Source organism: Streptacidiphilus neutrinimicus, from assembly GCF_000787815.1.
Classification (GTDB): domain Bacteria; phylum Actinomycetota; class Actinomycetes; order Streptomycetales; family Streptomycetaceae; genus Streptacidiphilus; species Streptacidiphilus neutrinimicus.
The window spans coordinates 55,239-79,187 of sequence record NZ_BBPO01000037.1 but is presented as its reverse complement, the minus strand read 5'-3'; the positions used below and the strand labels follow the sequence as shown (position 1 = coordinate 79,187).

28 protein-coding genes and 2 pseudogenes are annotated in these 23,949 nt (G+C 70.3%); 8 read left to right on the top strand and 22 right to left on the bottom strand.

All coding sequences use genetic code 11. From position 1 onward, the window contains the following. Positions 1-233: 233 nt before the first annotated feature. Complete coding sequence (locus TR48_RS22930) at positions 234-1,490, bottom strand: MFS transporter (RefSeq protein ID WP_042370372.1); 1,257 nt, start codon at positions 1,488-1,490, stop codon at positions 234-236. Between the two features lie 265 nt (positions 1,491-1,755). Then, complete coding sequence (locus tag TR48_RS22925; RefSeq protein WP_042370316.1) at positions 1,756-2,220, bottom strand: MarR family winged helix-turn-helix transcriptional regulator; 465 nt, start codon at positions 2,218-2,220, stop codon at positions 1,756-1,758. 154 nt (positions 2,221-2,374) lie between these two features. On the opposite strand from TR48_RS22925, the gene TR48_RS22920 reads away from it, so the two are divergent. Beyond that, positions 2,375-3,223 (top strand): class I SAM-dependent methyltransferase, encoded by an 849-nt coding sequence (locus tag TR48_RS22920; protein ID WP_042370314.1) that lies wholly within the window; start codon positions 2,375-2,377, stop codon positions 3,221-3,223. 149 nt (positions 3,224-3,372) lie between these two features. On the opposite strand, the gene TR48_RS22915 is transcribed toward TR48_RS22920, so the two are convergent. Beyond that, positions 3,373-4,995 carry an LCP family protein gene (locus TR48_RS22915; protein WP_236652279.1) on the bottom strand — a complete coding sequence of 541 codons (1,623 nt, stop codon included), beginning with the start codon at positions 4,993-4,995 and terminating at the stop codon, positions 3,373-3,375. A gap of 220 nt (positions 4,996-5,215) precedes the next feature. On the opposite strand from TR48_RS22915, the gene TR48_RS44470 reads away from it, so the two are divergent. Continuing rightward, positions 5,216-5,362 (top strand): hypothetical protein, encoded by a 147-nt coding sequence (locus TR48_RS44470; protein ID WP_170183554.1) that lies wholly within the window; start codon positions 5,216-5,218, stop codon positions 5,360-5,362. 293 nt (positions 5,363-5,655) lie between these two features. Here TR48_RS44470 and TR48_RS22910 read toward each other — a convergent pair whose 3' ends face one another. Further along, positions 5,656-6,561: an NADP-dependent oxidoreductase gene (locus tag TR48_RS22910; protein WP_042370312.1), complete on the bottom strand. Its 906-nt coding sequence runs from the start codon at positions 6,559-6,561 to the stop codon at positions 5,656-5,658. 269 nt (positions 6,562-6,830) lie between these two features. Continuing rightward, positions 6,831-7,919, bottom strand: a complete 1,089-nt coding sequence (locus tag TR48_RS22905; RefSeq protein ID WP_042370309.1) for an alkene reductase — start codon at positions 7,917-7,919, stop codon at positions 6,831-6,833. A gap of 222 nt (positions 7,920-8,141) precedes the next feature. On the opposite strand from TR48_RS22905, the gene TR48_RS22900 reads away from it, so the two are divergent. Next, positions 8,142-8,687 (top strand): MarR family winged helix-turn-helix transcriptional regulator, encoded by a 546-nt coding sequence (locus tag TR48_RS22900; RefSeq protein ID WP_084729665.1) that lies wholly within the window; start codon positions 8,142-8,144, stop codon positions 8,685-8,687. Positions 8,688-8,937: 250 nt separating this feature from the next. Here the strand turns inward: TR48_RS22900 and TR48_RS40750 are convergent, their stop codons facing one another. From TR48_RS40750 to TR48_RS22890, 3 genes are all read right to left on the bottom strand, one after another. Next, positions 8,938-9,414 (bottom strand): GNAT family N-acetyltransferase, encoded by a 477-nt coding sequence (locus TR48_RS40750; protein ID WP_236652278.1) that lies wholly within the window; start codon positions 9,412-9,414, stop codon positions 8,938-8,940. Between the two features lie 139 nt (positions 9,415-9,553). Further along, positions 9,554-9,859 carry a three-helix bundle dimerization domain-containing protein gene (locus TR48_RS46620; protein WP_369405604.1) on the bottom strand — a complete coding sequence of 102 codons (306 nt, stop codon included), beginning with the start codon at positions 9,857-9,859 and terminating at the stop codon, positions 9,554-9,556. Next, positions 9,804-10,274: a luciferase domain-containing protein gene (locus TR48_RS22890; protein ID WP_063771040.1), complete on the bottom strand. Its 471-nt coding sequence runs from the start codon at positions 10,272-10,274 to the stop codon at positions 9,804-9,806. The genes TR48_RS46620 and TR48_RS22890 overlap by 56 nt, the downstream gene beginning before the upstream one ends. A gap of 296 nt (positions 10,275-10,570) precedes the next feature. Here TR48_RS22890 and TR48_RS22885 point away from each other — a divergent pair, with 296 nt between their 5' ends. Continuing rightward, the gene (locus tag TR48_RS22885; protein WP_042370308.1) at positions 10,571-11,494 is read left to right on the top strand and encodes an AEC family transporter; all 924 of its coding nucleotides are present in this window, start codon (positions 10,571-10,573) and stop codon (positions 11,492-11,494) included. An 80-nt stretch (positions 11,495-11,574) separates the two neighbouring features. On the opposite strand, the pseudogene TR48_RS45700 reads toward TR48_RS22885, so the two are convergent. The 4 genes and pseudogenes from TR48_RS45700 to TR48_RS22870 form a co-directional block, all read right to left on the bottom strand. After that, positions 11,575-11,643: pseudogene (locus TR48_RS45700) on the bottom strand (hypothetical protein); the annotation flags it as partial. Positions 11,644-11,806: 163 nt separating this feature from the next. Beyond that, positions 11,807-12,223: an arsenate reductase ArsC gene (locus TR48_RS22880; protein WP_042370305.1), complete on the bottom strand. Its 417-nt coding sequence runs from the start codon at positions 12,221-12,223 to the stop codon at positions 11,807-11,809. A gap of 43 nt (positions 12,224-12,266) precedes the next feature. Next, a complete protein-coding gene (locus TR48_RS22875; protein WP_052442904.1) occupies positions 12,267-13,013 on the bottom strand; it encodes an aquaporin in 747 nt (248 codons plus the stop codon). Next, positions 13,010-13,411 (bottom strand): ArsR/SmtB family transcription factor, encoded by a 402-nt coding sequence (locus TR48_RS22870; protein WP_063771039.1) that lies wholly within the window; start codon positions 13,409-13,411, stop codon positions 13,010-13,012. Before TR48_RS22870 ends, TR48_RS22875 begins: the two co-directional genes overlap by 4 nt. Before the next feature lie 92 nt (positions 13,412-13,503). Between TR48_RS22870 and TR48_RS22865 the strand changes: the two genes are divergently transcribed. Continuing rightward, entirely contained in the window at positions 13,504-13,965 is a 462-nt protein-coding gene (locus TR48_RS22865) for an ArsI/CadI family heavy metal resistance metalloenzyme (protein ID WP_042370303.1), read from the top strand. A 106-nt stretch (positions 13,966-14,071) separates the two neighbouring features. Then, positions 14,072-14,299: a hypothetical protein gene (locus TR48_RS42190; RefSeq protein WP_152628119.1), complete on the top strand. Its 228-nt coding sequence runs from the start codon at positions 14,072-14,074 to the stop codon at positions 14,297-14,299. A 43-nt stretch (positions 14,300-14,342) separates the two neighbouring features. Here TR48_RS42190 and TR48_RS22860 read toward each other — a convergent pair whose 3' ends face one another. The 5 genes and pseudogenes from TR48_RS22860 to TR48_RS42185 all read right to left on the bottom strand — a co-directional run. Next, positions 14,343-15,173 (bottom strand): SAM-dependent methyltransferase, encoded by an 831-nt coding sequence (locus TR48_RS22860; RefSeq protein WP_042370301.1) that lies wholly within the window; start codon positions 15,171-15,173, stop codon positions 14,343-14,345. After that, complete coding sequence (locus TR48_RS22855; protein ID WP_042370299.1) at positions 15,173-15,553, bottom strand: hypothetical protein; 381 nt, start codon at positions 15,551-15,553, stop codon at positions 15,173-15,175. Before TR48_RS22855 ends, TR48_RS22860 begins: the two co-directional genes overlap by 1 nt. A 244-nt stretch (positions 15,554-15,797) precedes the next feature. Then, positions 15,798-15,968, bottom strand: coding sequence for a hypothetical protein (locus TR48_RS44465; protein ID WP_170183553.1), 171 nt, complete (start codon positions 15,966-15,968; stop codon positions 15,798-15,800). After that, on the bottom strand, positions 15,969-17,054 hold the full coding sequence (locus tag TR48_RS22850; protein WP_152628118.1) for an FUSC family protein: 1,086 nt from the start codon (positions 17,052-17,054) through the stop codon (positions 15,969-15,971). 305 nt (positions 17,055-17,359) lie between these two features. Further along, positions 17,360-17,512: pseudogene (locus TR48_RS42185) on the bottom strand (NCS2 family permease); the annotation flags it as partial. A gap of 32 nt (positions 17,513-17,544) precedes the next feature. On the opposite strand from TR48_RS42185, the gene TR48_RS22845 reads away from it, so the two are divergent. After that, entirely contained in the window at positions 17,545-19,107 is a 1,563-nt protein-coding gene (locus TR48_RS22845) for a recombinase family protein (RefSeq protein WP_042370296.1), read from the top strand. A 139-nt stretch (positions 19,108-19,246) separates the two neighbouring features. Here TR48_RS22845 and TR48_RS22840 read toward each other — a convergent pair whose 3' ends face one another. The 5 genes from TR48_RS22840 to TR48_RS42175 all read right to left on the bottom strand — a co-directional run bounded on the left by TR48_RS22840 (position 19,247) and on the right by TR48_RS42175 (position 22,992). Beyond that, positions 19,247-20,650: a replication initiator gene (locus TR48_RS22840; protein ID WP_236652277.1), complete on the bottom strand. Its 1,404-nt coding sequence runs from the start codon at positions 20,648-20,650 to the stop codon at positions 19,247-19,249. 122 nt (positions 20,651-20,772) lie between these two features. Beyond that, positions 20,773-20,964, bottom strand: coding sequence for a hypothetical protein (locus TR48_RS22835; protein WP_042370294.1), 192 nt, complete (start codon positions 20,962-20,964; stop codon positions 20,773-20,775). Further along, entirely contained in the window at positions 20,961-22,373 is a 1,413-nt protein-coding gene (locus tag TR48_RS22830) for an FtsK/SpoIIIE domain-containing protein (protein ID WP_236652276.1), read from the bottom strand. Before TR48_RS22830 ends, TR48_RS22835 begins: the two co-directional genes overlap by 4 nt. Then, the gene (locus TR48_RS42180) at positions 22,370-22,609 is read right to left on the bottom strand and encodes a hypothetical protein (protein WP_042370292.1); all 240 of its coding nucleotides are present in this window, start codon (positions 22,607-22,609) and stop codon (positions 22,370-22,372) included. Before TR48_RS42180 ends, TR48_RS22830 begins: the two co-directional genes overlap by 4 nt. Next, on the bottom strand, positions 22,606-22,992 hold the full coding sequence (locus TR48_RS42175) for a hypothetical protein (RefSeq protein WP_052442903.1): 387 nt from the start codon (positions 22,990-22,992) through the stop codon (positions 22,606-22,608). The genes TR48_RS42180 and TR48_RS42175 overlap by 4 nt, the downstream gene beginning before the upstream one ends. 228 nt (positions 22,993-23,220) lie before the next feature. On the opposite strand from TR48_RS42175, the gene TR48_RS22815 reads away from it, so the two are divergent. After that, positions 23,221-23,949, top strand: a 729-nt coding sequence (locus TR48_RS22815; protein ID WP_042370290.1) for a GntR family transcriptional regulator, incomplete at its 3' end; no start/stop codon positions are given.

Here is a 23,949-nt window from a genome sequence, read left to right as displayed (position 1 = left end):
AGGAAGAGGAAGCAGACAGGGAGCGGGGAGACTGACGGGAAGAGACAGGGGTCAGCGGGTCGGCCCGAAAAGCATCCCCGAGCGAGGCAAAACCCCCACCCATGGACGCCTCTCCACCTTCACACCCGCCCCCGAACATCGAGGCGTCCATAGAACAAGTTTGACACCCCATCCCCTCCCCAGCAATCACTCACAAGGGTGAAAACCCCCAGCTCAGAAGGGATTTGATCACGTCACCGGGGCACCAGCGCCAGCACGCGTCCCTCCTGGCCGAACCCGTGCGCGAGGTCCAGCCGCAGCCGCAGATTCCCGATCCGCGCCAGCACCAGCCCGATCAGCGCCGCCGCGCCCGACGAGACGAGGCCGCAGGCGAACAGGCCGACGCGCGGTCCGTACTGCTGCGTCAGCCAGCCCACCACCGGTGCGCCCAGCGGCGTACCGCCTGCGAAGACCATCATGAACAGGCTCATCACCCGGCCGCGCATCTCCGGCGCCGTACGGAGCTGCACCAGCGCGTTGGCCGCCGTGTTGAAGGTGAGGCCGAGCAGGCCGACCACCGTCAGCAGCACCGCGAAGGCCCAGAAGTCCGGTGCCAGCCCGGCGACCGCCTCCAGCAGGCCGAAGCCCAGCGCCGCGGCGACCAGCAGGCGCAGCCGGGGCCGCGCGCGGCGGGCGGCGAGCAGCGCGCCGACCAGGGAGCCGATCGCCAAGGCGGTGTTGAGCAGACCGTACTGGCCGGGTCCGACATGGAAGACGGAGTAGGCGAAGCCCGAGAGCACGGTCGGGAAGTTGAAGCCGAAGGTGCCGATGAAGCCGATCAGGACGATCGGCCAGATCAGGTCGGGGCGTTCGGCGACGTAGCGCAGGCCCTCCCGCAGCTGGCCCTTCTCGCGTGGGAGCCGGGGCTGCCGGCGCAGCTCGCTGCTCCGCATCGCGAGCAGGCCGAGGATCACCGCCCCGAAGGACAGCGCGTTGACGGCGAAGGCCCACCCGGCGCCCACGGCGGCCATCAGCGCGCCCGCGATGGCCGGGCCGACGAGCCGGGCGGTCTGGAAGTTGGCCGAGTTGAGGCTGACGGCGTTGGCCAGGTCGGACTTGCCGACCATCTCCACGACGAAGGTCTGCCGGGCCGGGTTGTCCACGACCGTCACCAGGCCCAGCAGGAAGGCGAACACGTAGATGTGCTCGGGCCGGACGACCCCGGCCAGCGTCAGCACGGCGAGGCCCGCGGCGAGCAGCCCCATGGCGCCCTGCGTGGCCATCAGCAGCTGCCGCTTCGGGAAGCGGTCGGCGATGACGCCGCCGAACAGGCCGAACAGCAGGACCGGCAGGAACTGCATGGCCGTGGTCACGCCCACGGCGAAGGCGCTGCCCGTCAGGCTGAGCACCAGCCAGTCCTGGGCGATGCGGGAGATCCAGGTGCCCGAGTTGGACACGACCTGACCCGTGAAGAAGTAGCGGTAGTTGCGGTTGTGCAGTGCGGAGAACATGCCTCCGCGCTTGGTGCGTGTGAAGTTGTCGTTCCTGCTGGTCCGGGCCTCGGTGGTCCGGGCCTCGGTGGTCCGGGCCTCCGTCGGCCGGACCTCGGCCGTCCGGACCTCGGCCGTCCGCGTGCCGGTCGGCCGGGTTTCGATCGTCTGGGCTTCTGTGGTGTCTGACTCTCCGTGCGACGAATGCAAAGCTGCGCGTCCCCTGTGCGGTTGTCCTGCTCTTCTCTCTCCTTCGATGCCTGGGCGCCGGATTCGACGGTGCGGTTCAGAGTTGTGCGAGCTTCTCCAGGACGGGCGCAGCGGCGCGCAGCACCGCCCGCTCCTCCTCGGTCAGCCCCGAGCTGAGCTGGGCGAGCCAGGCGTCACGCTTGGCTCGGCTCTGGTCGAGAATGCTCTCGGCCTGCTCGGTGCTGCTGACGACCACCTGCCGGCGGTCCTGGGGGTGCGGCTCGCGCCGTACCAGGCCCTTCTCCTCCAGCATGGCGATGATTCGCGTCATCGACGGCGGCTGCACGTGCTCGCGGCGCGCGAGCTCCCCCGGGGTGGCGCTCCCGCAGCGCGCGAGCGTGGCCAGGACCTGCATCTCAGTGGGTGTGAGGGACTCCTCCACCCGCTGATGGCGCAGCCGCCGGGCCAGACGCATCACCGCGGACCGCAGCGTGGCGATCGCCACGTCGTCGGTCAGGTGGTCGGCCGACGCGCTGTCCGTCGACTCCGGCAACTCAGGCATATTAGTTACCCTAGCTCATTACCTTTGCTAAGGAAACCAGATTGGCCCCTGGGCCCGGAGTGACGTGCCTAACAATGCGGCCGGTATGGGGTTGTCCGGCGCGGCGGGTGCCGGAAGCATCGGCTGCGAACCGTCGCCAGGGTGGGAGAAACGCATGCACAGCTCGCACGGCCAGACCGACGACAGTCGGACCGACCACGACCAGACCGACCACGGCCGCACCGAGCACAACCTGACCGACCGCACCGTCCAGGCCAACTCGTTCGGCGCCGCTGCTGCCGCGTACGAGCGGGGACGCCCCGAGTACCCGGCGGCGGCGCTGGACTGGCTGCTCGCCGTCGCCCCCGAGGGGCGGACGGCACCGCGTGACGTGGTCGACCTCGGCGCGGGGACGGGGAAGCTGACCCGTTCGCTGTGCGCGCGGGGCCTGGCGGTCACGGCTGTCGAGCCGTCCGAGGGCATGCGGGAGCAACTGACGCTCGCCGCGCCCGGCGCGCGCGTGCTCGCCGGATCCGCCGAGGCGATGCCGCTCGCGGACGCGTCCGCCGACGTCGTGCTCGCGGCGCAGGCCTGGCACTGGGTCGACACCGCCGTCGCCGTCCCCGAGGCGGCCCGGGTGCTGCGGCCGGGCGGGACGCTCGGGCTGGTCTGGAACATCCGCGACGAGCGCGAGGACTGGGTCGCCGCCCTCGGCCGGCTGCTCACCCCGCACGGCGCCCCGGCCACCGGCGGCGAGGGGGTGGAGCGGCTGGCCGACCACCCCGGCCTCTTCGGCCCGGTCGAGCGGTTCGACGTCGAGTGGAGCCACACGCTGACGGGTGATCAGCTCGTTGACCTCGTGAACTCGCGCAGCTACGTGATCACCATGCAGGCGGCCGATCGCGAGGCCCTCCTCGCCGAGGTCCGCGAGCTGTTCGACCGCCACCCCGCCCTGGTCGGCCGCGCACACGTGGAGCTCCCGTACCGCACGGAGTGCTACCGCGCCCGCCGCGCCGACCGATAAGCCACGGCATCGACTGGGAGCGCCCCGCAGGCCGACGGAGCGCCGCACCGGGCCAGCGGAGCGCCGCCCCGGCGACGGAGCGGCCCCGGCCGACGGCGCTGAGCACGGCCGGTGAGTCGCCCCACTGGCCGGTCAGCCGGCCGCCGGACTCAGGGCGCGGAGTTGGGGACGTTGGTGGCGCGGGCGTAGGCCTGACTGGGCGTCATCGGGACGCCGTTGAGCTCGACCGTGTGGAACGTGCTGACCGGGGCGCAGGTGTCGGTTTGGTCCGCGGTCTCGGCGTGGGAGTCGGACAGCGCCTCGTGCGTGCTGACGGGCGCGGGCTTGGCGCTGCCGCCCGGATAGGACGTGCCGCTGGTCCAGTCGGCGCCGATGACCAGGGTGACCCGGCTGACCGCGGCGTCCTCGGACACGTGCGCGGCCGGGATGCCCAGCGCGGAGGCGACGGTCTGCGCCTTGGCCTTGTCCCCGGCGGGGTAGCGCAGCATTGTGGTCGCCGTCTGCACGGGCGCGTTGGACGCGGTGGTGCCGCCGCCGAAGCCCTTGCCGGTCAGCGCCGCCGCCACGTCCCCGGCCCGGCCGGTCACGCCGCTGCCGTTCTCGACCCGCACGGACACGTCGGCGGGCGAGACGGTGGGCTCGGCCGGGGCGGTGCTGGGGGCCGCGGAGGGCTTGGCGGACGAGCCGCCACTGAGGGACTGGTCGTTGGCGATGGCCGCGAACATCGCCTGGGCGCCGGGGGCCGGCACGACCCGGGCGGAGTTGTTGGGGTCGGCCATGGTCTGCATCGTGGTGAAGGTGATGCGGTTCGTGGGGACCTTGGCCACGTCGGCAGCCAGGCCGAGCAGCGAGCCGACGCTGCCGAGGCTGCTGTCGACGGTGAGGGCCTTGGTGGCGGAGTCCGCGAGGCTGTAGAGCGCGCCGGGGTCGGCGAGGGTCCCGGCGCTCTTCATCTTGCGCATGAGCGAGGAGAGGTAGATGTGCTGGGCGTAGGTGCGGCCCAGGTCGCTGCCGTCGCCGAAGCCGTGGCGCGAGCGCACGAACTCCAGGGCGCCGACGCCCTTGAGGGTGTGGGTGCCCTTGGCCAGCTTCAGGTGCGAGTACGTGTCGTAGACGTTGTTGTCGACGCAGACCTGGACGCCGCCGACGGCGTCGGACATGCTCACCACGCCGGAGAAGCTGATCATCATGAAGTGGCTCAGCGGGACGCCGCTGAGCTGGTGGATGGTCTGCATCTGACACAGCGGGCCGTAGCCCAGTGCGCTGTTGATCATCCCGTAGTAGCCCTGGGTGGCGTTCTTGGGGTTCTTCGGGTCGGCGCAGGCCGGGACGTGCACCATGGTGTCGCGGGGGATGCTCATCACCGTGGCGTTGGAGCGGTCCGCGGATATGTGGACGACCATCTCCACATCGGCGTTGCCGTAGCCGCCGCTGCCGCAGTCGCCGCCGAGCCGGCAGTCCTCGGCGGTGTTCCGGGCGTCGGTGCCGAGCACCAGGATGTCGATGGGTGTCCGGCCGAAGGCGTCCGCCTTCTCCGTGCCGAGATTGGCATTGCCGCCGAGGGAGACCGTGTTGATGTTCCCGCTCAGCTTGTTGTAGAGCCAGAGGCCCGCGCCGGCGCTGATCAGCACGAGTACGGCCAGGACGATGCCGCCGACCTTGGCGACGCGCCTCGCACGGCCGCGCGGCCTGACCCGCACGGCACGGCTCTGCGACGCGGCGCGGCGCGTGCTGCGCGAGCCGGGTACGGCCTGCTCCCGGTCCACGGTCATCGTCACTTCCCTCGCTCGACGGCAGGTGGCAACCTTGGGGACGCCGGAGCCCCGCCAGTCAGTTGCACGGTTGCGCAATCTAGCAATCAAACCTGGGCCTGGGGAACGCGGGTGGCCCGCAGGCCGCCCACCTCGGCGCGCCGCCACCACCCCGCCGAAACGCCACATGGCGCAGCGTGCTCGGGAGGGCCCGGGACGATGCCTGGCGGCGGTGAAGCCGATGGCCTGCTGGAGCTCCGCGGCCGACATCGCCTCCAGCGCGTCCGCCCCCGGGGCCGTCATCGTCAGGAACTGGGCCAGCAGGTCGCGGTCGGTCTCGGCCAGCCTGGCCCAGATCGGCGTGGCCGGGCTGAGCCGGTTGTCCTGATAGGGGAAGTTCGCGGTCGGCGTGAGGGCGGCGACACGCTCGGGGTGACGGACCGCGGCGCGGACGGCGACCGGGGCGCCGAGGGAGTAACCGTGCAGGCGGAGGTCTCCAGGCCTGCGGCGACGGCGGCCGCGACGGGCTGGTCGGCGAGGCCGCCGAGCCGCAGCGGGGTGGTGGAGCGGGGGTGCCGCCGCTGCCGGGATAGTCGACGCCGACGACGATGTGCCGGGCGGCGAGACCGTCCAGGAGTGGGGATCTGCTCCAGGCCGGGCCGCAGAGCCCGGCCGTCGGGGTCAGGGAAGCAGCACGGCCTTGCCGTGGTTGTGGTGGGCCTCCAGGTCGGCCTGGGCCAGGGCCGCCTCAGCGAGGGGATAGGTGCGCCAGATCGGCACCGTGAGCTTGCCATCGGCGGCCAGCCGGACCAGCTCCGGCAGGGACACGCCCGACTGGTCGCCGGCCCCCGCGCTGAAGCGGACGCCGTGCTGGGCGGCGGTCATGTCGGCGATGGTGATGACCTTCGCGCTGTCCCCCACCAGGGCGACCGACTCGGCGAGCACCCCGGCGCCGGAGGTGTCGAAGACAACATCGACCCCCTGCGGGGCGGCTGCCTCGACCCGCTCCACCCAGCCGTCGCCGTAGCGGACCGCGGTGGCACCGAGGGCGGTGACGCGCTCGATGTCGTGCTCCCCAGCGGTGGCGACGACGGTGACGCCGGCGGCGACGGCCAGCTGCACGGCGACGAAGCCCACGCTGCCGCCGGCTCCGTGGACGAGCAGGGTCCGGCCGGGCTCCACACCCAGCTGCGCGAGCACGCGCTGCGCGGTCTGACCGACCGTCACCAGGGAGGCGGCGGTCTCGAAGGACAGGGCCGACGGCTTGGCGACGGGCCGGTCGAGCAGGGCGTACTCGCTGTAGCTGCCGCCCGGGGTGCTGCCGAGGACCTCGTCGCCCACGGCCGCGTCGGCGCCCTCGCCGACGGCGTCGACGATCCCGGCCGCGTCCAGGCCCGGGATCACCGGGAACTGCGCCGGGGCGGCGGCCGCCATCCGGCCGGACCGGATCTTCATGTCAAGCGGGTTCACGGACGCGGCCCGCACCCGGATCCGGACCTGGCCCGGGCCCGGTTCCGGCGGGGTGACCTCGGTCAGCCGCAGCACGTCAGGCGTGCCGTACTCGGTGAAGACGATGGCCTTGGACATCTCGAGCTCCTTGCGGGTCAGGGACGTGGCGGGGTGCCTGGAGTGGGTGGTGTGTTGTGGCATACGTGTCGTGGGCTGCGCGTCGTGGCGTGCGCGTCGTGGCTGGCATGCATGTCATGGCGTGCGCGTCGTGGCCGGCGTGCGCGTCCTGGCGTGCGCGCAGCGGGGTGCCGGCGCTGCGGTGCCGCGGCGTGCGGGCGGCCGGATGTCGGCGCACGCGTGATCCGCCCTTCTGAATCACTCTGCGTCGAGGTCGGCGCGGCCGCCGCTCAGGCGGAGGGGCCGGCGGAGGCGGCGAGCGCGGGGTAGTCGGTGTAGCCGCGGTGGTCGCCGCCGTAGAACGTGGCGGGGTCGGGAGTGTTGTACGGGCCACCCGCGGCGAGCCGGGCGGGGAGGTCGGGGTTGGCAAGGAAGAGCGCCCCGTAGGCGATCATGTCTGCGGTGCCGTCCTCGACCAGCGCCAGCGCGTCGGGGCCGGTGGCGTCCGGGTGGGTGAACGGGTTGAGGACGAAGGCGCCGGACCAGGCCTTGCGCAGCCGGGCGGTCAGCTCCCGGTCCGGACCCTCCATCACGTGCAGATAGGCCAGGTCCAAGCCGGCGAGCCGGTCCAGCAGCGCGGGGTAGACCTCGCCCGGGTTGTCCTCGGCGATGTCGTTGAACGGGTTTCCGGGCGAGACACGCAGCCCGACGCGGTGGCTGCCGATCGCCTCGGCCACGGCGGAGACGACCTCGACGGCGAACCGGATCCGACCCTCGGTGTCGCCGCCCCAGCCGTCGGTGCGCCGGTTGCTGTTGGGGGCGAGGAACTGGTGGATCAAGTAGCCGTTGGCGCCGTGGATCTCCACGCCGTCGAACCCGGCCGCGACGGCGTGGCGCGCGGCGGCCGCGAAGTCGGCGATCGTCTGCCGGATCTCCGCCTCGCTCAGCTCCACCGGCGTCACGAAGGCCTTGGGCCCCTCGTGGGTGTAGACCTGGCCCTTGGCGGCCACCGGCGAGGGACCCACGGGGGCTAGGCCGTCGGGCAGCAGGCTGGGGTGACCGATCCGGCCGGTGTGCATCAGCTGCGCGAAGATCACCCCGCCCGCCGCGTGCACGGCGTCGGTGACGGTCCGCCACGCCTCCGCCTGCGCGGCGGTGTGCAGCCCGGGGGTGTCGGGGTAGCCCTGGCCGACGGGCGAGGGCTGGATCCCCTCGGTGACGATCAGCCCGGCGCCCGCCCGCTGCGCGTAGTACGTGGCCATCAGCTCGGTCGGCGCGGCGCCGGGCCCGAAGGCGCGGCTGCGGGTCATCGGGGCCATCGCGACGCGGTTCGCGAGACGGAGGCCGCCCAGGTCGATCGGATCGAAAGCGGTGGTCATGGTCTCTTCCTCGTTCGGCAGGAGTGTTGCTCTGGCGGCTCGGGGGAGCCGACGGAGTAGATAGCTGTTCGAACAGGTAAAGCTCGAGGATCGATTCCGGGTGACCATGTGACCTACATCACACCATTTCCCCTGCAGAAACGCGCGGACCAGCCCGCAATGCCACCGGGCGAGCACCCTCTGCGGTAGGATTACTTGACTGAACAGGAATGAGGGGAAGAGATGACGCGACCGCCTGAGGAATCCCGGGGGGAGGCCAACACGGGCGCCGGCGCCGAGACGACCGCGACCGTGCCGGTGCCTTCGGCGGCCGGTGGCGGGCCGGTCAGCCACGCGATCTTCCGGCTGGCCCGTCTGCACCGCATGTTCGCCGGTCAACTCCTGCGCCCCATCGGACTGCACCCCGGCCAGGAGCTGGTGATGATGCACCTGTGGGAGCTCGGCCCGCAGCGGCAGGCCGACCTGGTGCGGCTGATGGACTCCGACGCCGCCACCATGACCCGCACCATCCGGCGGCTGGAGCAGGCCGGATTCGTCCGACGCAACCCCTCCCCCACCGACGGGCGCGCGTCGATCATCGAACCGACGGCCGCCAGCCAGGCCCTGCGCCGCCAGGTGGAGCAGGTCTGGGGCGAACTGGAGTCCCTCGTCACCGGCGACATGTCCGAGGAGGAGCGCGCCACGGCCCTGCACGCACTGGAGAGCCTGGAGCGGAACCTCGTCCGGGAAGCCGCCGCCGCGCACGGGGGCACGGACGCCGACGGTTAGCGTGTCGCGGCCCATCGCGCCCGTCGCAGCGCGCCCGTCGCAGCGCGCCCGTCGCAGCGCGCCCGTCGCAGCGCGTCGCAGCGCATCGAGGTCGGCTCAGGCGCGATCTCGCGGCGTTGTACGACGCCGGGTGAAGGTGCGCGCAAGGCCCTCTGCCGACGCGACGAACACGACCAGGGACCTCGAAGGCCAGATCGCCCTCGTCTTGGGCCGGGCCAGACGGTGCGCGCCAACGGCACAATGGTCTGGGTCAGCCGAGGCGCAGATCGACGTAGGCGACGGTGTCGCCCGGCAGGACGTAGCGGTCGAACTCGACGAAGCCGTGGGCCTCGGCGAACCGCAGGCCGTCCTCGTTGGAGGCCAGCACGACGGTCTCGACGACGGTGGCGCCAACCGCGCGGGCCCGCTCCAGGGCGCGCCGGTAGAGCTGCTCCCCGAAGCCCCGGCGACGGTGGCCGGGCAGGATCCGGGCGATCACGGTGCCGGTGGCCGGGCTGTCGCTTCCGGGCGGGCGTACGGTCGTGCAGCCCACCGGCTCGCCGTCGAGGTAGGCGACCTCCAGGTGGTAGCGCCCGGCCCGCTCTCGCACCTCGTCGAGCGAGAGGGCTCCCGTCGGGATGATCACGTTGTGGACGTGCTGCCAGTCGGCAAGCACGTCATCGCCTGCCGGCTCCACAAAGGTGAGCTGGGGCGTCGTGGAGACGGGATCGGACAGTGGCTCGGTCACGGACTCGGGCACGGGCTCGGGCGCGGAATCAGGCACGGGCTCGGGCGCGGAATCAGGCACAGGACTGAACACGGCAGCAGGAGATCCGCTCAGCCCGCACCCCGTCAACCCGCTATCCCGGCCATGCCGGGTCCACCGGTCACGCCGGGGCGGCCGGAGCAGCCGGATCGACGGCCGCATCGGGCTGTCGGACCTGTCCGACCTGTCCGACCTGTCGTCCTTGTCTGCTCCCTGCGCTCCCTCCGCCCCGGCCGTCGAGTGCCGCGCGGGCGACGCGCTCGGCGAGGACGGGTACGAAGTCCCGGATCCTGCTGTCCTTGAAGTGCTCGAAGGCCGCGGAGACCGCGGTGGAAACCTCCTCCGAGCTGCATCGGTCCTGGTAGGCGGCCTCAAGCCGCCGGGTGACGTCGCGAATGGCTCCGTCGTCGGGCGATTCCTCGGGCATGCGTCCTCCCAGCCGTGGCGCCAGGTCGCTGAGTCGGCGTGTCCTGCAGGTGGATGATCGTGCTCTGTTCGATGTCGCACGGCCCCGCCTCGGGCGTCGGCCGCTGTGCGAAGTGGGCTTGGAGTGCCGCGCTGACCAGCGTCATGAGCAGATCGGCGTCGGTGTCGCACTCGACCACGACGGTGACCCACGGGGAGTCCGGCCGAAGCCGCACCGCGCTGCAGAGCTCCAGCTCGTCGCGCAGGCGGATGATCGTGTCCGTGGTGAGGCAGAGTGCGACCCGCCGGTCGCCGTGCAGATGGGCGATCTCGCGGGTTCCGGCCCACAGGGCCTCACCCGTGACGCAGTCGGAGGGGCCGTGAGCCAGGCTGGACCATGACGCCAACTGTTCCATGGCGCGATCGGCAACCGTCATGGAAACATCCTCGCGCCGGTCACTGACTCCTCGCTAGAGCCCCGCCGCGCGACTGCCCGGCAACTTGCTCCGTCCCGGGCACGGCCCCGTCCGGATGTCCCCGTCCGACGCGGCCCGGGCACGGCCTCGACACGGCGTCCAATCGGGGATCCGCCAGTTCGATCAATCAGCGATTGACGCCCTGAGGCCCGGAATGATCAGCTGCTCGCCGTGAGAGACGCCGCCACAATGTTGCCCAGCGAAACGGTAGTTCACGTGACGCAAGCGGCAGGCCGGCGCCTGCGGCGCACAGCCTCGTGAGTCTGGTCAGTGCCTTCATCCCGATCTGGGTCCTGACGGCGGTCGGGTACGCGGCGCGTCGCCGCGGGCTGCTGGGCGACACCGCCGCCGTGGTGCTGGGTCGGTTCGTCTTCCATCTCGCGATGCCCGCCGCGCTCTTCCTGACGCTCTCCACGATGCCGCTGGCCGGTTTCGACGTGCGCGCCCTGGGCGCGTTCGGCGTCAGCACGGCCCTGGTCGTCGGCACGTCCTGGCTCGGCGCCGGCCGGCTGTTCAACCGCAAGGCGGGGGAACGCCCGGTCTGGGGCATAGCCGCCGGGTACGTCAACTCAGCGAACCTGGGCATCCCCATCGCCCAGCAGGTGCTGCACAGCGTGACCTTCCTCGCCGAGGTCGTGCTCTTCCAGGTCCTCGTGGTGACACCCGTCATCCTCATCGCCCTCGACCGGCACGGCGACGCACACGGCAGGGTGCGAGTGCGCCGGATCGCGAGCCTGCCGGTGCGCAACCCGGTGATCCTCGGCTCCGTGCTCGGTGTGATCTGGTCGGCCTGGCACCTGCCGGTACCGAACCAGCTCTCGGGCTCGCTGAACCTGCTGGCGTCCGCCGCCGTCGCCGTCGCCCTGATCGCGCTGGGCGCCTCTCTCCACAGCGACGCCGAACAGCAGAGGGTCCCGCGCACGGAGATCGGCGTGATCACGGTGCTGAAACTGGTCCTGCAGCCGGGCGCGGCCCTCCTCGCAGGGCTGCTCCTCCACCTGACGCATCCGCAACTGCTCGCGGTCGTCGTCTGCGCCGGACTGCCCACGGCGCAGAACACCTTCATCTTCGCCCAGGAGTACGGCGTCGGCGAGGCCCTCGCCAACCGCGCCGTCCTCGTCACCACCACCTTCTCTCTCGCCACCCTTGCCGCCACCGCCGCCCTCCTCGGACAGCACTGAGCCGGCGGCACCCTGCCCGCGAGGTCGGTGTCCGATCCCAGGACCCAGGTCACGTTCCGCGCCTCCTGCTCCGCGGCGGCCGCGGCGGCGAGTCGGAGCATGTCGGGCTCCGGGTTCATGCCGACGACGGAGCGGACCCGGGACGCCAGCGGGAGAGCGAACTGCCCGGTGCCGCAACCGAGATCGAGGACAGGTCGTCGCGGCTCAACGCGAAGGCCGCCTTGACCGCGGCCAGCACCCTGGGCGGACAGCCGCGGCGCTACCGGATCTCGGGATGGGGACGGGCATGGGTGGCCAGCTCCACCACGCGGGTCAGGGGCGGGCCTGGGCGTCGAGTTCGGTGAGCAGGCCGCGGATGCGCCGTTCGATCTCGTCGCGGATCGGGCGGACGGCGTCGACGCCCTGCCCGGCGGGGTCCTCCAGCTTCCAGTCCAGGTAGCGCTTGCCGGGGAAGATCGGGCACGCGTCGCCGCAGCCCATGGTGATGACGACGTCGGACGCCTGGACGGCGTCGGCGGTGAGGATCTTCGGCTTCTGGCCGGACAGGTCGATGCCGACCTCGGCCATGGCCTCGACCACGGCCGGATTCACGGCGTCGGCCGGCGCGGATCCGGCGGAGCGCACCTCGACGCGGCCCTCGGACAGGTGGTTCAGGAACGCGGCGCCCATCTGGGACCGCCCAGCGTTGTGGACGCAGACGAACAGCACGGACGGGCGGGACGGACTCACGCTGCGACTCGTTTCGATGAGTTCGGGGAGGAGGGCGGACGGCTCAGCGACCGGACGGCGCGAGTTCACGCTCGCCCGCAGCCGCGACCGCAGCGGGTTCGGCCGCGCGAAAGGGGCCGAAGAGCAAGGCGACCAGGCCGAGGCCGATCACGGCCCCGACCAGCTGCGCGGCGATGAACGCCGGAGCGGAGGAGGGGGCGATCCCGGCGAAGGTGTCGCTGAACATCCGGCCGATGGTGACGGCGGGGTTCGCGAAGCTGGTGGAGGAGGTGAACCAGTAGGCCGCCCCGATCCAGGCGGCCACGGCGAGCGGGGCGAGGCGTTCGCGTCCGGTCCGGCCGAGGCCGAAGACCAGCAGCACCAGGCCGGCCGTGGCGACGGCTTCGGCGAGCCACAGATGTCCCGCCGAGCGGTGACGGGTCGACCAGGCGACGAGCGGTTCGGCGAACATCGCGTTGGCCAGGACCGCGCCGCCGATCGCCCCGGCGGTCTGCGCGAGCGTGTAGACACCGGCCTCGCGCGCGTCGGGGCCGGTCCGGTCGCGGCGGCCGTTGCACCAGGCGGCCAGCGTGACGGCCGGGTTGAAGTGGGCACCGGAGACCGGGCCCAGCAGGGCGATCAGCACGGCGAGGACGAAGACGGTGGCCAGGCAGTTGGCGAGGAGCTGGAGTCCTACGTCCGAGGTCAGGTTGGTGGCCTGGATCCCGGAGCCGATCACCGTCGCGACGAGCACGGCCGTCCCGATCGCCTCGGCGGCGGCGCGGCGGGCGAGCGGGGCGGACACGGTCATCTGCCCTCTCCGAGCGGCAGCTGGGCGTCGGCGGGAGCCTGGAGGAGCGAGGAGAGCCTGGCCAGGGCCGGGGGCAGCACCCAGTAGTAGACCCAGGTGCCACGCCGCTCGCTGTCGACCAGCCCGGCTTCGCGCAGCACCTTCAGGTGGTGGGAGATGGTGGGCTGGGAGACGTCGAACGGGCCGGTCAGGTCGCAGACGCAGGCCTCGCCGCCCTCGAACGACGCGATCAGCGAGAGCAGCCGCAGGCGGACCGGGTCGCCGAGGGCCTTGAACATCTTCGCCAGGTCGACGGCCGCGGTTTCCTCCAGGGGTTCGCGGACCATCGGCGAGCAGCATGCGTCCGCGTTCTGATCGGCGTGCGCCCGGTCGATGACCGTCAGCTCTGATTTCGACATGTGTCTATGTTGACATCCATCGATCCAGAGGGGCAAGCTCGAAGCTGCATCGACAGATATCAAAACAAGCTGATCCGACCGTGGAGGTTCGCATGTCCCGCGTCCAGCTCGCCCTCAACGTCGCCGACCTCGACGCGTCGGTGGCCTTCTACTCCAAGCTCTTCGGCGCCGAGCCCGCCAAGCGCCGCCCCGGCTACGCCAACTTCGCCATCGTCGAGCCGCCCCTGAAGCTCGTACTCCTCGAGGGTGAGCCCGGCCAGGCGACCCGCCTCGACCACCTCGGCGTCGAGGTCACCAGCTCCGACGACGTCACCGCGGCCACCGCCCGCCTGAAGGACGCGGGCCTTGCAACCTTCGAGGAGAACGACACCTCCTGCTGCTACGCCCTCCAGGACAAGGTGTGGGTCCACGGCCCCGGCCAGGAGCCCTGGGAGGTCTACGTCGTCAAGGCCGACGCCGACCACCTGGGCAAAGCTCCCGTCATGATCGGCGACGCCTGCTGCACCAGCCAGGCAGCGAAGTCGACAGACGCCGGGTGCGCCTGCGGTAGCTGAGCCGGCGCCTGCGATGGTGCCCTGCGGGGGGCCGAGGCGCACGTCGTGGCCTGCCACCGAACAACGCAGTAGCTGTCATGGCGTCGGCGAACTAGGCTTCCGATACGTGCCCAATCTGGAATACGCCACCGCAGCCGCCGCCATGAAGGTACGTCATGCCATCCGCAAGCAGAACCGCACCTGGTGTGGGAAGGTCGCCGACGGCCCGGACCTTCCCGGCCTGCCGGTGTGTCGGAACTGCAGCTCCGCGCTCGACGCCGACGCGAGATACCGCTTCCCGCCTGCAATGCGAGGGCTCCGGCTGGCGCCGGCGAGCCCCGGGCCGCGCCAGTGAATGTGCCCGACCCGTTCGATTGACTCCGAAGCTTCCCCGCGGCTCAGGAGGCCGTGGTGATCCGATCAAGGTGCTCGGCTTCGAAGGCTTCGCGAAGGAGGTCGGGGTTGCTGATCGCGCGTTCATGCGTCGGCGGGATGTAGAGCGTCCCGATCTGGAGGCCGCGAGCCAGCCGCTCGGCGAGTTCGCCCACCGGGAAGGTTTCCTTCAATGGTTCGAGGAGTGCGTAGGTGGGGCTGAGGACCATCGTGAGCTGGTGGCCGGGCGGGTAGGTGCGCACCAGGAAATCCTGTAGGCGGCGGTACCGCTCGGCGTTGCCTCGCTTGGTGGAGTACATCGCGCTCTCAACGGCTGAGACCTGCCACAACAGGCAGGGGACATCGGGCTGGAGGGGACGCTCACGAGCGAGGAGGTCGGTTGCTTCGTACATCTGTAGACCATTCGGTCCCGGATCGAGCCCCAGATCGGCCAGGATGGTGTCCAGGGCGGAAATGCCCGGCAGGACCCTGACGGTCAGGCCGAGCAGCGGCGCGGCCTTCTCGATCAGGTTCGTGGGGTACACGTAGATCTTGGGGTGCCCGTAGGACGCGAAGCACACGGGGGAATCGTCGAGAGCCGCGTTGAGGACCTCCGCCGCCATGGCCCGGTAGGTGCGCAGCCGGTCGCCGCCCTCCTCGTACTTGCCCACCAGGCTGCGAACGTCGGGGCACAGGGTCTTCAGGAATTCGTCGAGCCCGAACCCGGCGTGTACCGTGAAGACCTTCTTGCTGAGCTGGATGGCCTGTTCGGCCTCGCGGGTGATCTGCTGGACGTTGCGGATACCGAGGCCGACGATGTAGATGTCGACCGGCCGACGCGCGGTGTTCGAGGCCATTACACGTACTCCATCAGTTCTTCGAGCTTCGCGACACGCTCGGGTCCGCTCAGCATCGCGATGTCGGCCACCAGTTCCCGACGGCGCGCTTCGGCCTCACGTTCGCTCACTCCGCTCTCCTGCACCGGACCCGTGTGGTACGTCAGGTGCATCGGCTCGGTAAGGGTCGTCGGAGGAGCCGTCATAGACATGTCGTCAGCTCGGATACTCGGGACCATGTAGCGATAGAGGTCCCAGTCCAGGCGACGAAGGCTGTCCAATTCCTTGTCGGTGAGGTCGTATTCGGCGGCCGCGGCGTCAGGGGCCGTCCGTGCCAGTTCGGCGAAGGCCATGTCGGTTTGCGCACGCCGCAGCAGGTCTCTCATCGAGTTCGCGGTCATGTAGCCAATGTGGCGGCACCAGAGCCCGCACCCACGTCGACACGTCTGCCGATGAGCGAACGTCCCTCTGATGGTGGACAGCCAACTACTGCGCCGAAGTGGTGGCGAGGTCACGGCACTCCAGGGTGCAGCACTTCCGGATCGGCATACACGTCGACGCCGGACCTGACCGGGATCTGCCTGGGATCGCAAGGGGCGGCGGACCAGTCAAGGTCCGCCGCCCCTTGGCTCAAGAAGCGCTAGCTCACTGCCCGATCCCCAGCGCCGGCATCAGGTAGTAGAACGCGAACGCGCCCGCCACCACGTACAGCGCCACCAGCACCTCACGCCAACGCCCCGTCGCGATGCGCAGGATGCAGAAAAGCGGCGCCACCTGGACCCTGACGGCACTCTTCGGGTGCCAAGTCAGGTCCATTCACGCTTGTTGCGGCGGCGGCTTGGCCGTGTGCTTGGCGAGCAAGCCGGCGAGGAGCAGCGCAAGCAAAGAGATGCCCACCCCGCAGAAGGTCCATGCCACTCGGTAGCCCTCGGCGGCGTAGTCGGACGGCTGTGGCAGGTCCACCAGGATGAGCGCTCCCGCCGCGATGGCCGCGCAGTAGTGGGCGTAGTTCCAGAAGCGAAGTGCCGCCCCGTGCATGAAGAAGACCAGGGCGACCACTTCGAGCCCACGCTCGACCGCGAACACCCTCAGTCCGTGCTCGCTGGTCGGAATGAGCAGCAGCAGCGCGGCCGCAATGGCTCCGATCAGCGCGCCGACAAGGCGCTGGGCCGATGCGAGGGTGGCCTGTTCCAGGCTCGGCTTCAAGGCGACGATGGCCGCGATCGGCATCCAGGAGCCGTGCGACAGGTTCAGCCCGAAAGCGAGCGCCACGGTGACGCCGATGACCACGGCGCGGAGCACCGCGAAGGTGATCAGCTGCGGGGTCAGCCTCCGCCGCGAAGTGTCCCCCGGCAGTTCCGCCATGGGCTGGGACACGTCGTGGCGTCCGGTGAACAGCCATCCGACGAAGGTCACTGCGAGCCACAGTGCCACGCCACCCGCCCAGGCGGCAGTCTGCGCCCAGGCGTGGTCGCTGATGTGGGCGGCATGGTGAAGGCTGACCGCGAGGCCGAGGGCGACGATGAACCACACGTTGAGCAGCACTGCACCGATGAAACGGTGCACCCCGAACGCGATCGCCAAGCTCGCCACCAGCGTGACGGCGAAGGACGCAAGGACCAGCCAGCCCCAGGCGTCTGCCCCGATGCCGGACGCGAGTGCGGTCACCGCTGCGCCGATCAACCCGAAGACGGCCAGGTGCGACGCGCGGCGCCCATAGCCGCCTCCCGGGTCGGCCAGCGCGCTGAACAGCAGCCCGAATACTGCGCTGAGCAGGTACTGCTCGTGGCCGATGGCCCAGAAGATGAGCAGCGGGACCAGCGCGACATCCAGGAACATGACCGCGCGGGGCCAGTGGAGCCCGGAGGGGTTGCGCTCGAACACCTTGGCCAGCCAGCCCATGACCTTGCCCCGACGAGCCGGGTTCCCCTCTTGTTCGATCGCACTAGCCATGGCCGCCCTCGCTCACATCGGCCATAGGCAGGCCGCGTCCAGCCCAGCATTCCCCGAACGCACCGGGATCGCCGCGCGCAACCCGCGGCTCCCGATCGATGAGGCGCGATTGCCAGTCATCCGGCGGAACGAGCTGATCCGGCTACTCAAGGCGGTACGCGGACGCCCCCACGGGCACCGCACAAGGTTAGAAAGACGAGGGGGCGGCAGAGCCGATGCTTCTGCCGCCCCCTCCGGTGCTCTCAGACCGGGCCCTACTGCCCGATCCCCAGCGCCGGCATCAGGTAGTAGAACGCGAACACGCCCGCCACCACGTACAGCGCCACCGGCACCTCACGCCAACGCCCCGTCGCGACGCGCAGGATGCAGAAGACGATGAAGCCGATCCCGATGCCGTTGGTGATCGAAGTCAGCATCCGGTCAGGTGTACTTTCGATGCATGGCCTTACGAACCCCCCGCCGGGCAGGCGGAAGGACCGAGCTGGACATAGACCCCGACGACCTGTCCTGGATTCTCTACGCACGCGAGTCGGAAGACGCCGAGGGCGACGGCGAGCAGGTAGAGAACCAGATGGAAGACCTCGTAGAGCAGGCGCAAGCCGTCGGCGGGAGCATCGGCCGGCGGGTCTCCGAGAACGACACGTCCGCCTTCAAGAAGCGCCGGGTGCGCCTGCCGGACGGCACCTTCGCCTACCGCGTGATCCGCCCCAAGTGGGACTCCGTGCTGACGGACCTCCGCCAGGGCAAGCACAACGCGCTCATGGTCGTGAACATCGACCGAGGCATGCGCGACCCCCGCGATCTCGAAGACCTGATCGATCTCGTCGAGCGCCACGGGGTCTACGTCACGGCGCTGACCGGGTTCCTCGACCTGAGCACCGATGCCGGGATTGCCATGGCGCGGAACGAGGTGAATCAGCGCAACATCGAGTCACGCAACATCTCGCGCCGGATCTCGAACGGCAAGCGCAAGGCCGCGCTCAAGGGTCGCAACTCCGGGGGTGCCTACCGACCCTTCGGATGGAACGCCGACAAGGAGACGCTCAACCTGGCCGAAGTCGAGCATCTCAAGAAGGCTCGGCTGTCCCTGCTCAGCGGCAAGCTTCCCAGGACCATCGTCAGGGAGTGGACAGAGCGGGGCGTCCCGACCGTCACCGGGGCCCCGTGGACGGTCCGCTCGTTCGAACAGATCATGACCAACCCACGCTTGTACGGGATCAAGACGTACAAGGGACAGATCTTGCTCTCGGGCGACGGCACGCCCGTGCAAGGCAACTGGCCCTCCATCTTCACGGAAGAGGAGTTCACCTCTGTCCAGCCCTACTTGACGAGCTACGAGCGCGACGCCCCACGCGACGCTCGCGGGCACGCCACGAAGTACCTGCTCTCTCCGTTCGTGCGATGCGGGCGCTGCAATGCACGGCAGAAGGCCGGCCGACGCACGGCTAAGGATGGGGGCAAAGAGCACTACTACTCGTGTCGCTCCAAGGAGGAGGGCGGCTGCGGCGGGTGCTCGCGTGCCGGGGAGCCTGTGGATCGCTACATCACCGAGTTGGTGATCCAGGACCACGAGCGGGCCTCACTCCGCGCGGTTGAGGAGTTGCCCGGCTGGGACCGGCACGAGGACTTGCAGGCGGTCCGGGACAAGATCCGCGAACTCACCGACCAGTACCGCGCCAACGCCATCAGCGGAAGCCGCTTCTTCCCGTTGCTCCAGGCGCTGGAGGACGACGAGCGCGCATTGCTTGCCGAGCGGAAGAAGATCGACAGCCTGCGCACCAGGAGGATGACCGCGGTGGCTGACCTCCGGCAGAAGTGGAAGGACCCCGACTTCACTCTCGATCAGCGACAGGCGGCCATCTCCGAGAGCCTGATAGCAGTGATCATCCACCCCGTCGGCGGTGGCCGACGTGCCTTCGATCCCTCCAAGATCGAACCGGTCTGGCGCACTCAAGAAGAAGAGGACGAGTCGGGCGATGATGCGCCCGCTTCCAAACCGTAGATCTGCGCGATCCGCCTCATCCAAGCTTCAGAGCGCACGGGAGCCCTTTGCAACTGCTCCCGTGCCCACTCCTCGGGAGTCGGGACCGACGCGCGCATCCGCCCCACCGCGGATGTCGTCCCTTCTGCCTTCTTGCCATTCAAGACGGCACCGCGAGATCACGTACCGCGAGCACGTCTTCCCAGATAGCAGCCGCAACGAGCTGTTCGCCTGCCCGGTACCCCGACCCCGCGTAAGCCCAAGCCGACTCCGTGACAGCGTCGTCCGTGTCGTGGGTGTAGAGCGCGCCTTGGTGGTGGGCGCGTTCGGCGCGGAGTTCGGTGTAGGTGGTGGAGTAGGTGCGGCTCTTGGTGAGGCAGTGTCCTCGGTAGCCGAGGGTGTGCGCCCAGGCTTGCAGGTTGAGGTGAGCAAGTTCGGGTACGTGGCCGAGTCGCCAGCAGGTCCCGATCAGTGCCCGGTGGTGAGCGGTGAGGGGCAGGTGTGGGATGCGGTCGGGGTGGCCGATCCGGTGGTCGAGTGCACCGGATTCGTGGGCGCTCTTGGTGGTGTACTTGGCGACGTAGGCGGCTACTTGTTCGTCCGTGAGCGTGCCGCCGGCGTCTGCGCGGAGCGCGTGTGCTTCGAGCTGATCCCCGTAAGGCAGTTGGCGTTCGCCGTAGGCGGATGAGGGCGGGGCGGAGAGGTTCACGGCACCGGCCGCAGTCCGGATCGTCTCGATCAGCAGTTCAGTGGTTGCCCAGGCGGCGGGCGTGCTGCCGGGGCCGTTGGGTCCGTCGATCCGGATCACGGTGTGGAAGTGGATCGCTCCGCGTGCCTGGTACTCGGCGACCTTGGCGGCGCAGATGCGCACGTGCTTTCGGATCTTGGAACGCTTGATCCCGGCCGCCGCCGCGAAGTGGTGGTACAGGTTGATGCTGAAGGCGTTCCACAGTCGGGGCGCGTGCGCGTTCCACAGGATGTGGAGAACGTAGTCGTAGCAATCCGTGCAGACCGGCTGCCCGATCAGCCCGTCACCGCCGGCGTGCGCAATCCGGCAGCGGCGCGCCCGGCCGTGCGTGCATCGGCCGCGCCGGGTGGTGTGGCAGGTTCCCGCACGGTGCACAGCTCCGAAGGACGGAGCGGTGAGGGTGGCGAAGACGCGAGGGTGGGTGCGCACGTCGTCCGGGATGCCCTTGCCGCCGATCAGGCCCGCGCGCATGAGGTGGAAGGTGTCCCCCTGGTAGAGGCGTGAGCAGGATGGGCAGCGGCCGGAACGCCGGTTGCCGCAGCGGATCGCAAGCCTGCCCCCGGGTTCGCCGTGGGTGGTGTAGTGGCGCAGCACTGCACCCGTGTGCGTGTCGCGGGTGGTGGTGCGGCCGGTGATGTAGATCGGGTGGGCGCAGCCGCCGATATTTCGGATCTGCTCCAACCACCGGTGCAAGTCAGGCATTTGGCCCAAGCGGACGAGGTCTTGTTCGGTGTCGTCGAGCGCGGCGAGCCGGTCCAGGTGGGCGAGGAAGGCTCGCCGCGCGGTGGGGCTGTCGTACGGGTTCGGGATGGTCATGGCGGGTGTCTCCAGGGCGGGTGGGGCCGCAGTCCCGACGGCGCGCATGTGTGCGCAGATCGGCCGGGGGCTGCGGTGAGGGACGGAGGCGGGGGTGGTGGCAGGGGTGGCATGCGGGCCTCCTAGTGGTTGTGGGTGAAGCCGTAGACGAGCCACTGGGTGGTGAAGGCGATGAAGTTCCCCATGGGGCTGCGGGCGAGGTAGAAGCCCGCCAGGCCGACCAGGAGGACTTGCCAGATGCGCAGTTCCCCGGAGCGGACGATCAGGAAGATCACCACGAGGAGGAACGAGACGAGCGGGATGGTGAGCGTCACTGGTCCACCACCGTCCCGGCCGACACCGCGTCCTCGATCTCTTGGAGCGCGGGGAGGGGCGGGGTCATGTGCGCGTACCGGGCGGAGGTGCGGCGGGCCTCGTCCGGAGTGACCAGCAGCGAGCGTCCGCGCATCACGCGCCCGTCGGCGTAGCCGATGACTACGCCCTGTTGGGTGGGGCTGATCTGCTGTGCCGCCATCACGGCGTCGGGGCTGACGTCGCCCAGGACCATTTCGGCGGTGGCGGGGTCATTCACGCGGTGGCAGACCCGGCCGCCGAGCTGCGCGCGCAGCGCGGTCACCCCGGTGCCCAGGTCGGAGCCGACGCGCTGCCCGGCGATGAGCAGGTGCACCCCGAGTGCCGCGCCGAGTTGGCCGATGCGCAGCAGTGCGGTGGAGACGCGCGCAACCTCTGCCTTTTCGGCGCCGCTGGCCATGAGGTAGAGCTCGGCGACCTCGTCGACCAGGACCACGACCGGAACTGGGCGCAGGTTCTCGGGCAGGTTCCAGATGGAACGCGCAGCGTGCGCGCGGCAGATGCGCATCCGATCGAGCGCGAGGTCGACCAGGTACTCCAGCAGGTCTGCCGCTTCCGCGCGGGTGGTGGCCAGCGCGGAGAGGCGGGGTTCGAACAGGCCCAGTTCCATGCCGCCCTTGAGGTCGATGCCGACCAGGGCGAGCGGTTGCCTGGCCCACTCCGCGACCAGCGCGGCGAGCAGGGTGGACTTGCCGGAGCGGGTGGCGCCGACGATGAGCCAGTGCGGGATCTCGCGCAGGTCGATGTGCCAGGTGAAGCCGTCTTCCCACTGCCCGACCGACGCGCGCATGAACTGCCCCCGGTGGTGCGCGGGGACGGTCGGGTTGGCCAGCGGGTCCCAGGCGATCAGGCGCAGGTGCACGTAGCCGTACTGCTGGGAGTGGACCAGCACGCGGAACACCTTGAAGGCGTGTGCCATGGCCTCCGCGGCTTGCGCGTACTGCTCGGGGACCTGCCCGGGGTGCATCTTGACGCGCACCACGAGGCCACCGTGCTCCACTTTCGGCACCCCGAGGCGGGGCGCGGCGGGGCGCAGTGACCGGCCGCGGACCATGACGTCGCCGCCGATCAGGGCGAGCGGCGGGCGCTTGGCGACCGACAGGTCCCGCAGGGCCGCGAGCTTGCGCCAGGTCCACAGCACCCGCGCCCAGGTGAGCGGGAAGCCGATCAGCCGCCACCAGGCTTGCGGGTACCTAGCGCGCAGCGTCGGGGCGAGGATGCGCAGGCTGATGGCTGCGGCGGTCCCCAGGATCACGATCGTCCAGAAGATCCGCCCCCCGACCCCGCTGCCACTCTCCTCCTGCTGGCGTTGTATCTCGCAGGCCGCCCCGACGAGGCCACCGCAGCCGGCGGCCCCGTCCGCCCCGATCACGGTGCACCGCCTGTGCCCAGGTCGAGCGGGGGCAGCTCCACGCCGTTCTCCGCCATCTCGTTGCGCAGCACGGTCTCCAGGTCGGAGGCCAGGCGCGCGGCGTCGGTGGCCATCGGCGCGATGACCGCGAGAAGGAACCGGTACTCGCCCTGCTCGAGGCCCGCGTGCAGCTCCGCCCCGAGCGAGGCGAGATCGGCTAACCGCTCTTGCAGGTGCCACCAGGTACGCCCGCTCACTTCGCGCCCGCCTTCGTCGCGACCGCCGCGTCCGCGGCAGGCTTGGCCGGGGGCGGGGTCAGGATCGGGGAGGCGGCGGGGAGCACCTTGGCGGCGCGGAACGACAGCCCCGACCGGCCGTTCATCTCCCACATGAACGCCTCCGGCTCCACCAAGTCCACGTACATCCCAGGCTGAATCCCCTCCGGCTCCCCCGAGACGGCCACCTCCATCAGCGCCGCACGCCGGGCGTCGGGGCGCACCGCAACCCCGACCGTCCACACCGGAACCCCGTCCCGGTCCGTCTTCACCACGCCCGTCTCCGGGTCGGTCTTGCACTCCACGGACACGCACAGCGCGGTACCCAGGCGGCCCGCGTCCAGCGGCAGATTCTTGATCGACACAGCTCGAACCTCTCGAACCCCAGACAACATTCGTCAGTTGTCATGATGAATATCGGCGAGGTCGAGGATGCGCCGCCTTGACCCCCGACGCAAGGGGATTCATGCTTACAACTGACGAATGAGGGCAGTTGCAGGGCGTCTGATCAGCGCGAACGTGTTCGAATAACCGTTCGATAACAAGGTGTCGTGGCCACCCGAGCGGCCACGCAGGTGAGGAGGGCAGCAGCCATGGCGATCATCAAGGCCCAGTCGCTGTACAAGCAGGTGGCCGCCGAGATGCGCCGCACCATCGCCGCCGGCGAATGGCAGCCAGGCCAACGGATCCCGACCGAAGACCAGCTGTGCGAGCTCTACGACGTCTCCCGCCCCACCGTCCGCCAAGCCGTCGCCTCACTGCGCACAGAAGGACTCCTCGACGCCCAGCAGGGACGCGGCACCTTCGTCCGCACCCAGCCAGCAGCCGGGCACACCCCCTACCCCCGCGATACGGACCCCGCCGCCGCGGGCTGGACCGTCGTCGACAAACCGACTGCCACGCATCTGCGCCTGAACGCCGACCAGGCCGTCGCCCTTGAAATCGACGAAGGCGAAGCCGCCCTTTGCGTCGAACGCCTCATGACCCACGAGCAGTCAGGTGCCCGCGCACTGCACCGCACGATCCTGCCCATGGAGCGCATCACCGGCACGACGCTCGCGAAGAAGCCCGCCCAGACACTCGCCGAGACGCTGACCGCCCTGTTCATGGCGCACGGGCCCGTGGAGTGGCGCGAGTCGGTCACCGCCCGCATGCCTCACCCCGACGAGACCGCCGCACTCCAACTCGACCAACCCGCTCCCCTGCTGATTACCAATCGCGTCACGGTGGCGACGGAGTCAGGGCTGCCCCTGGCCGTCGAGACCACCGCCACCCCCGCCGACGCCGCCCGCTACACCTACACCCTCACCCCCGCCCCGGCC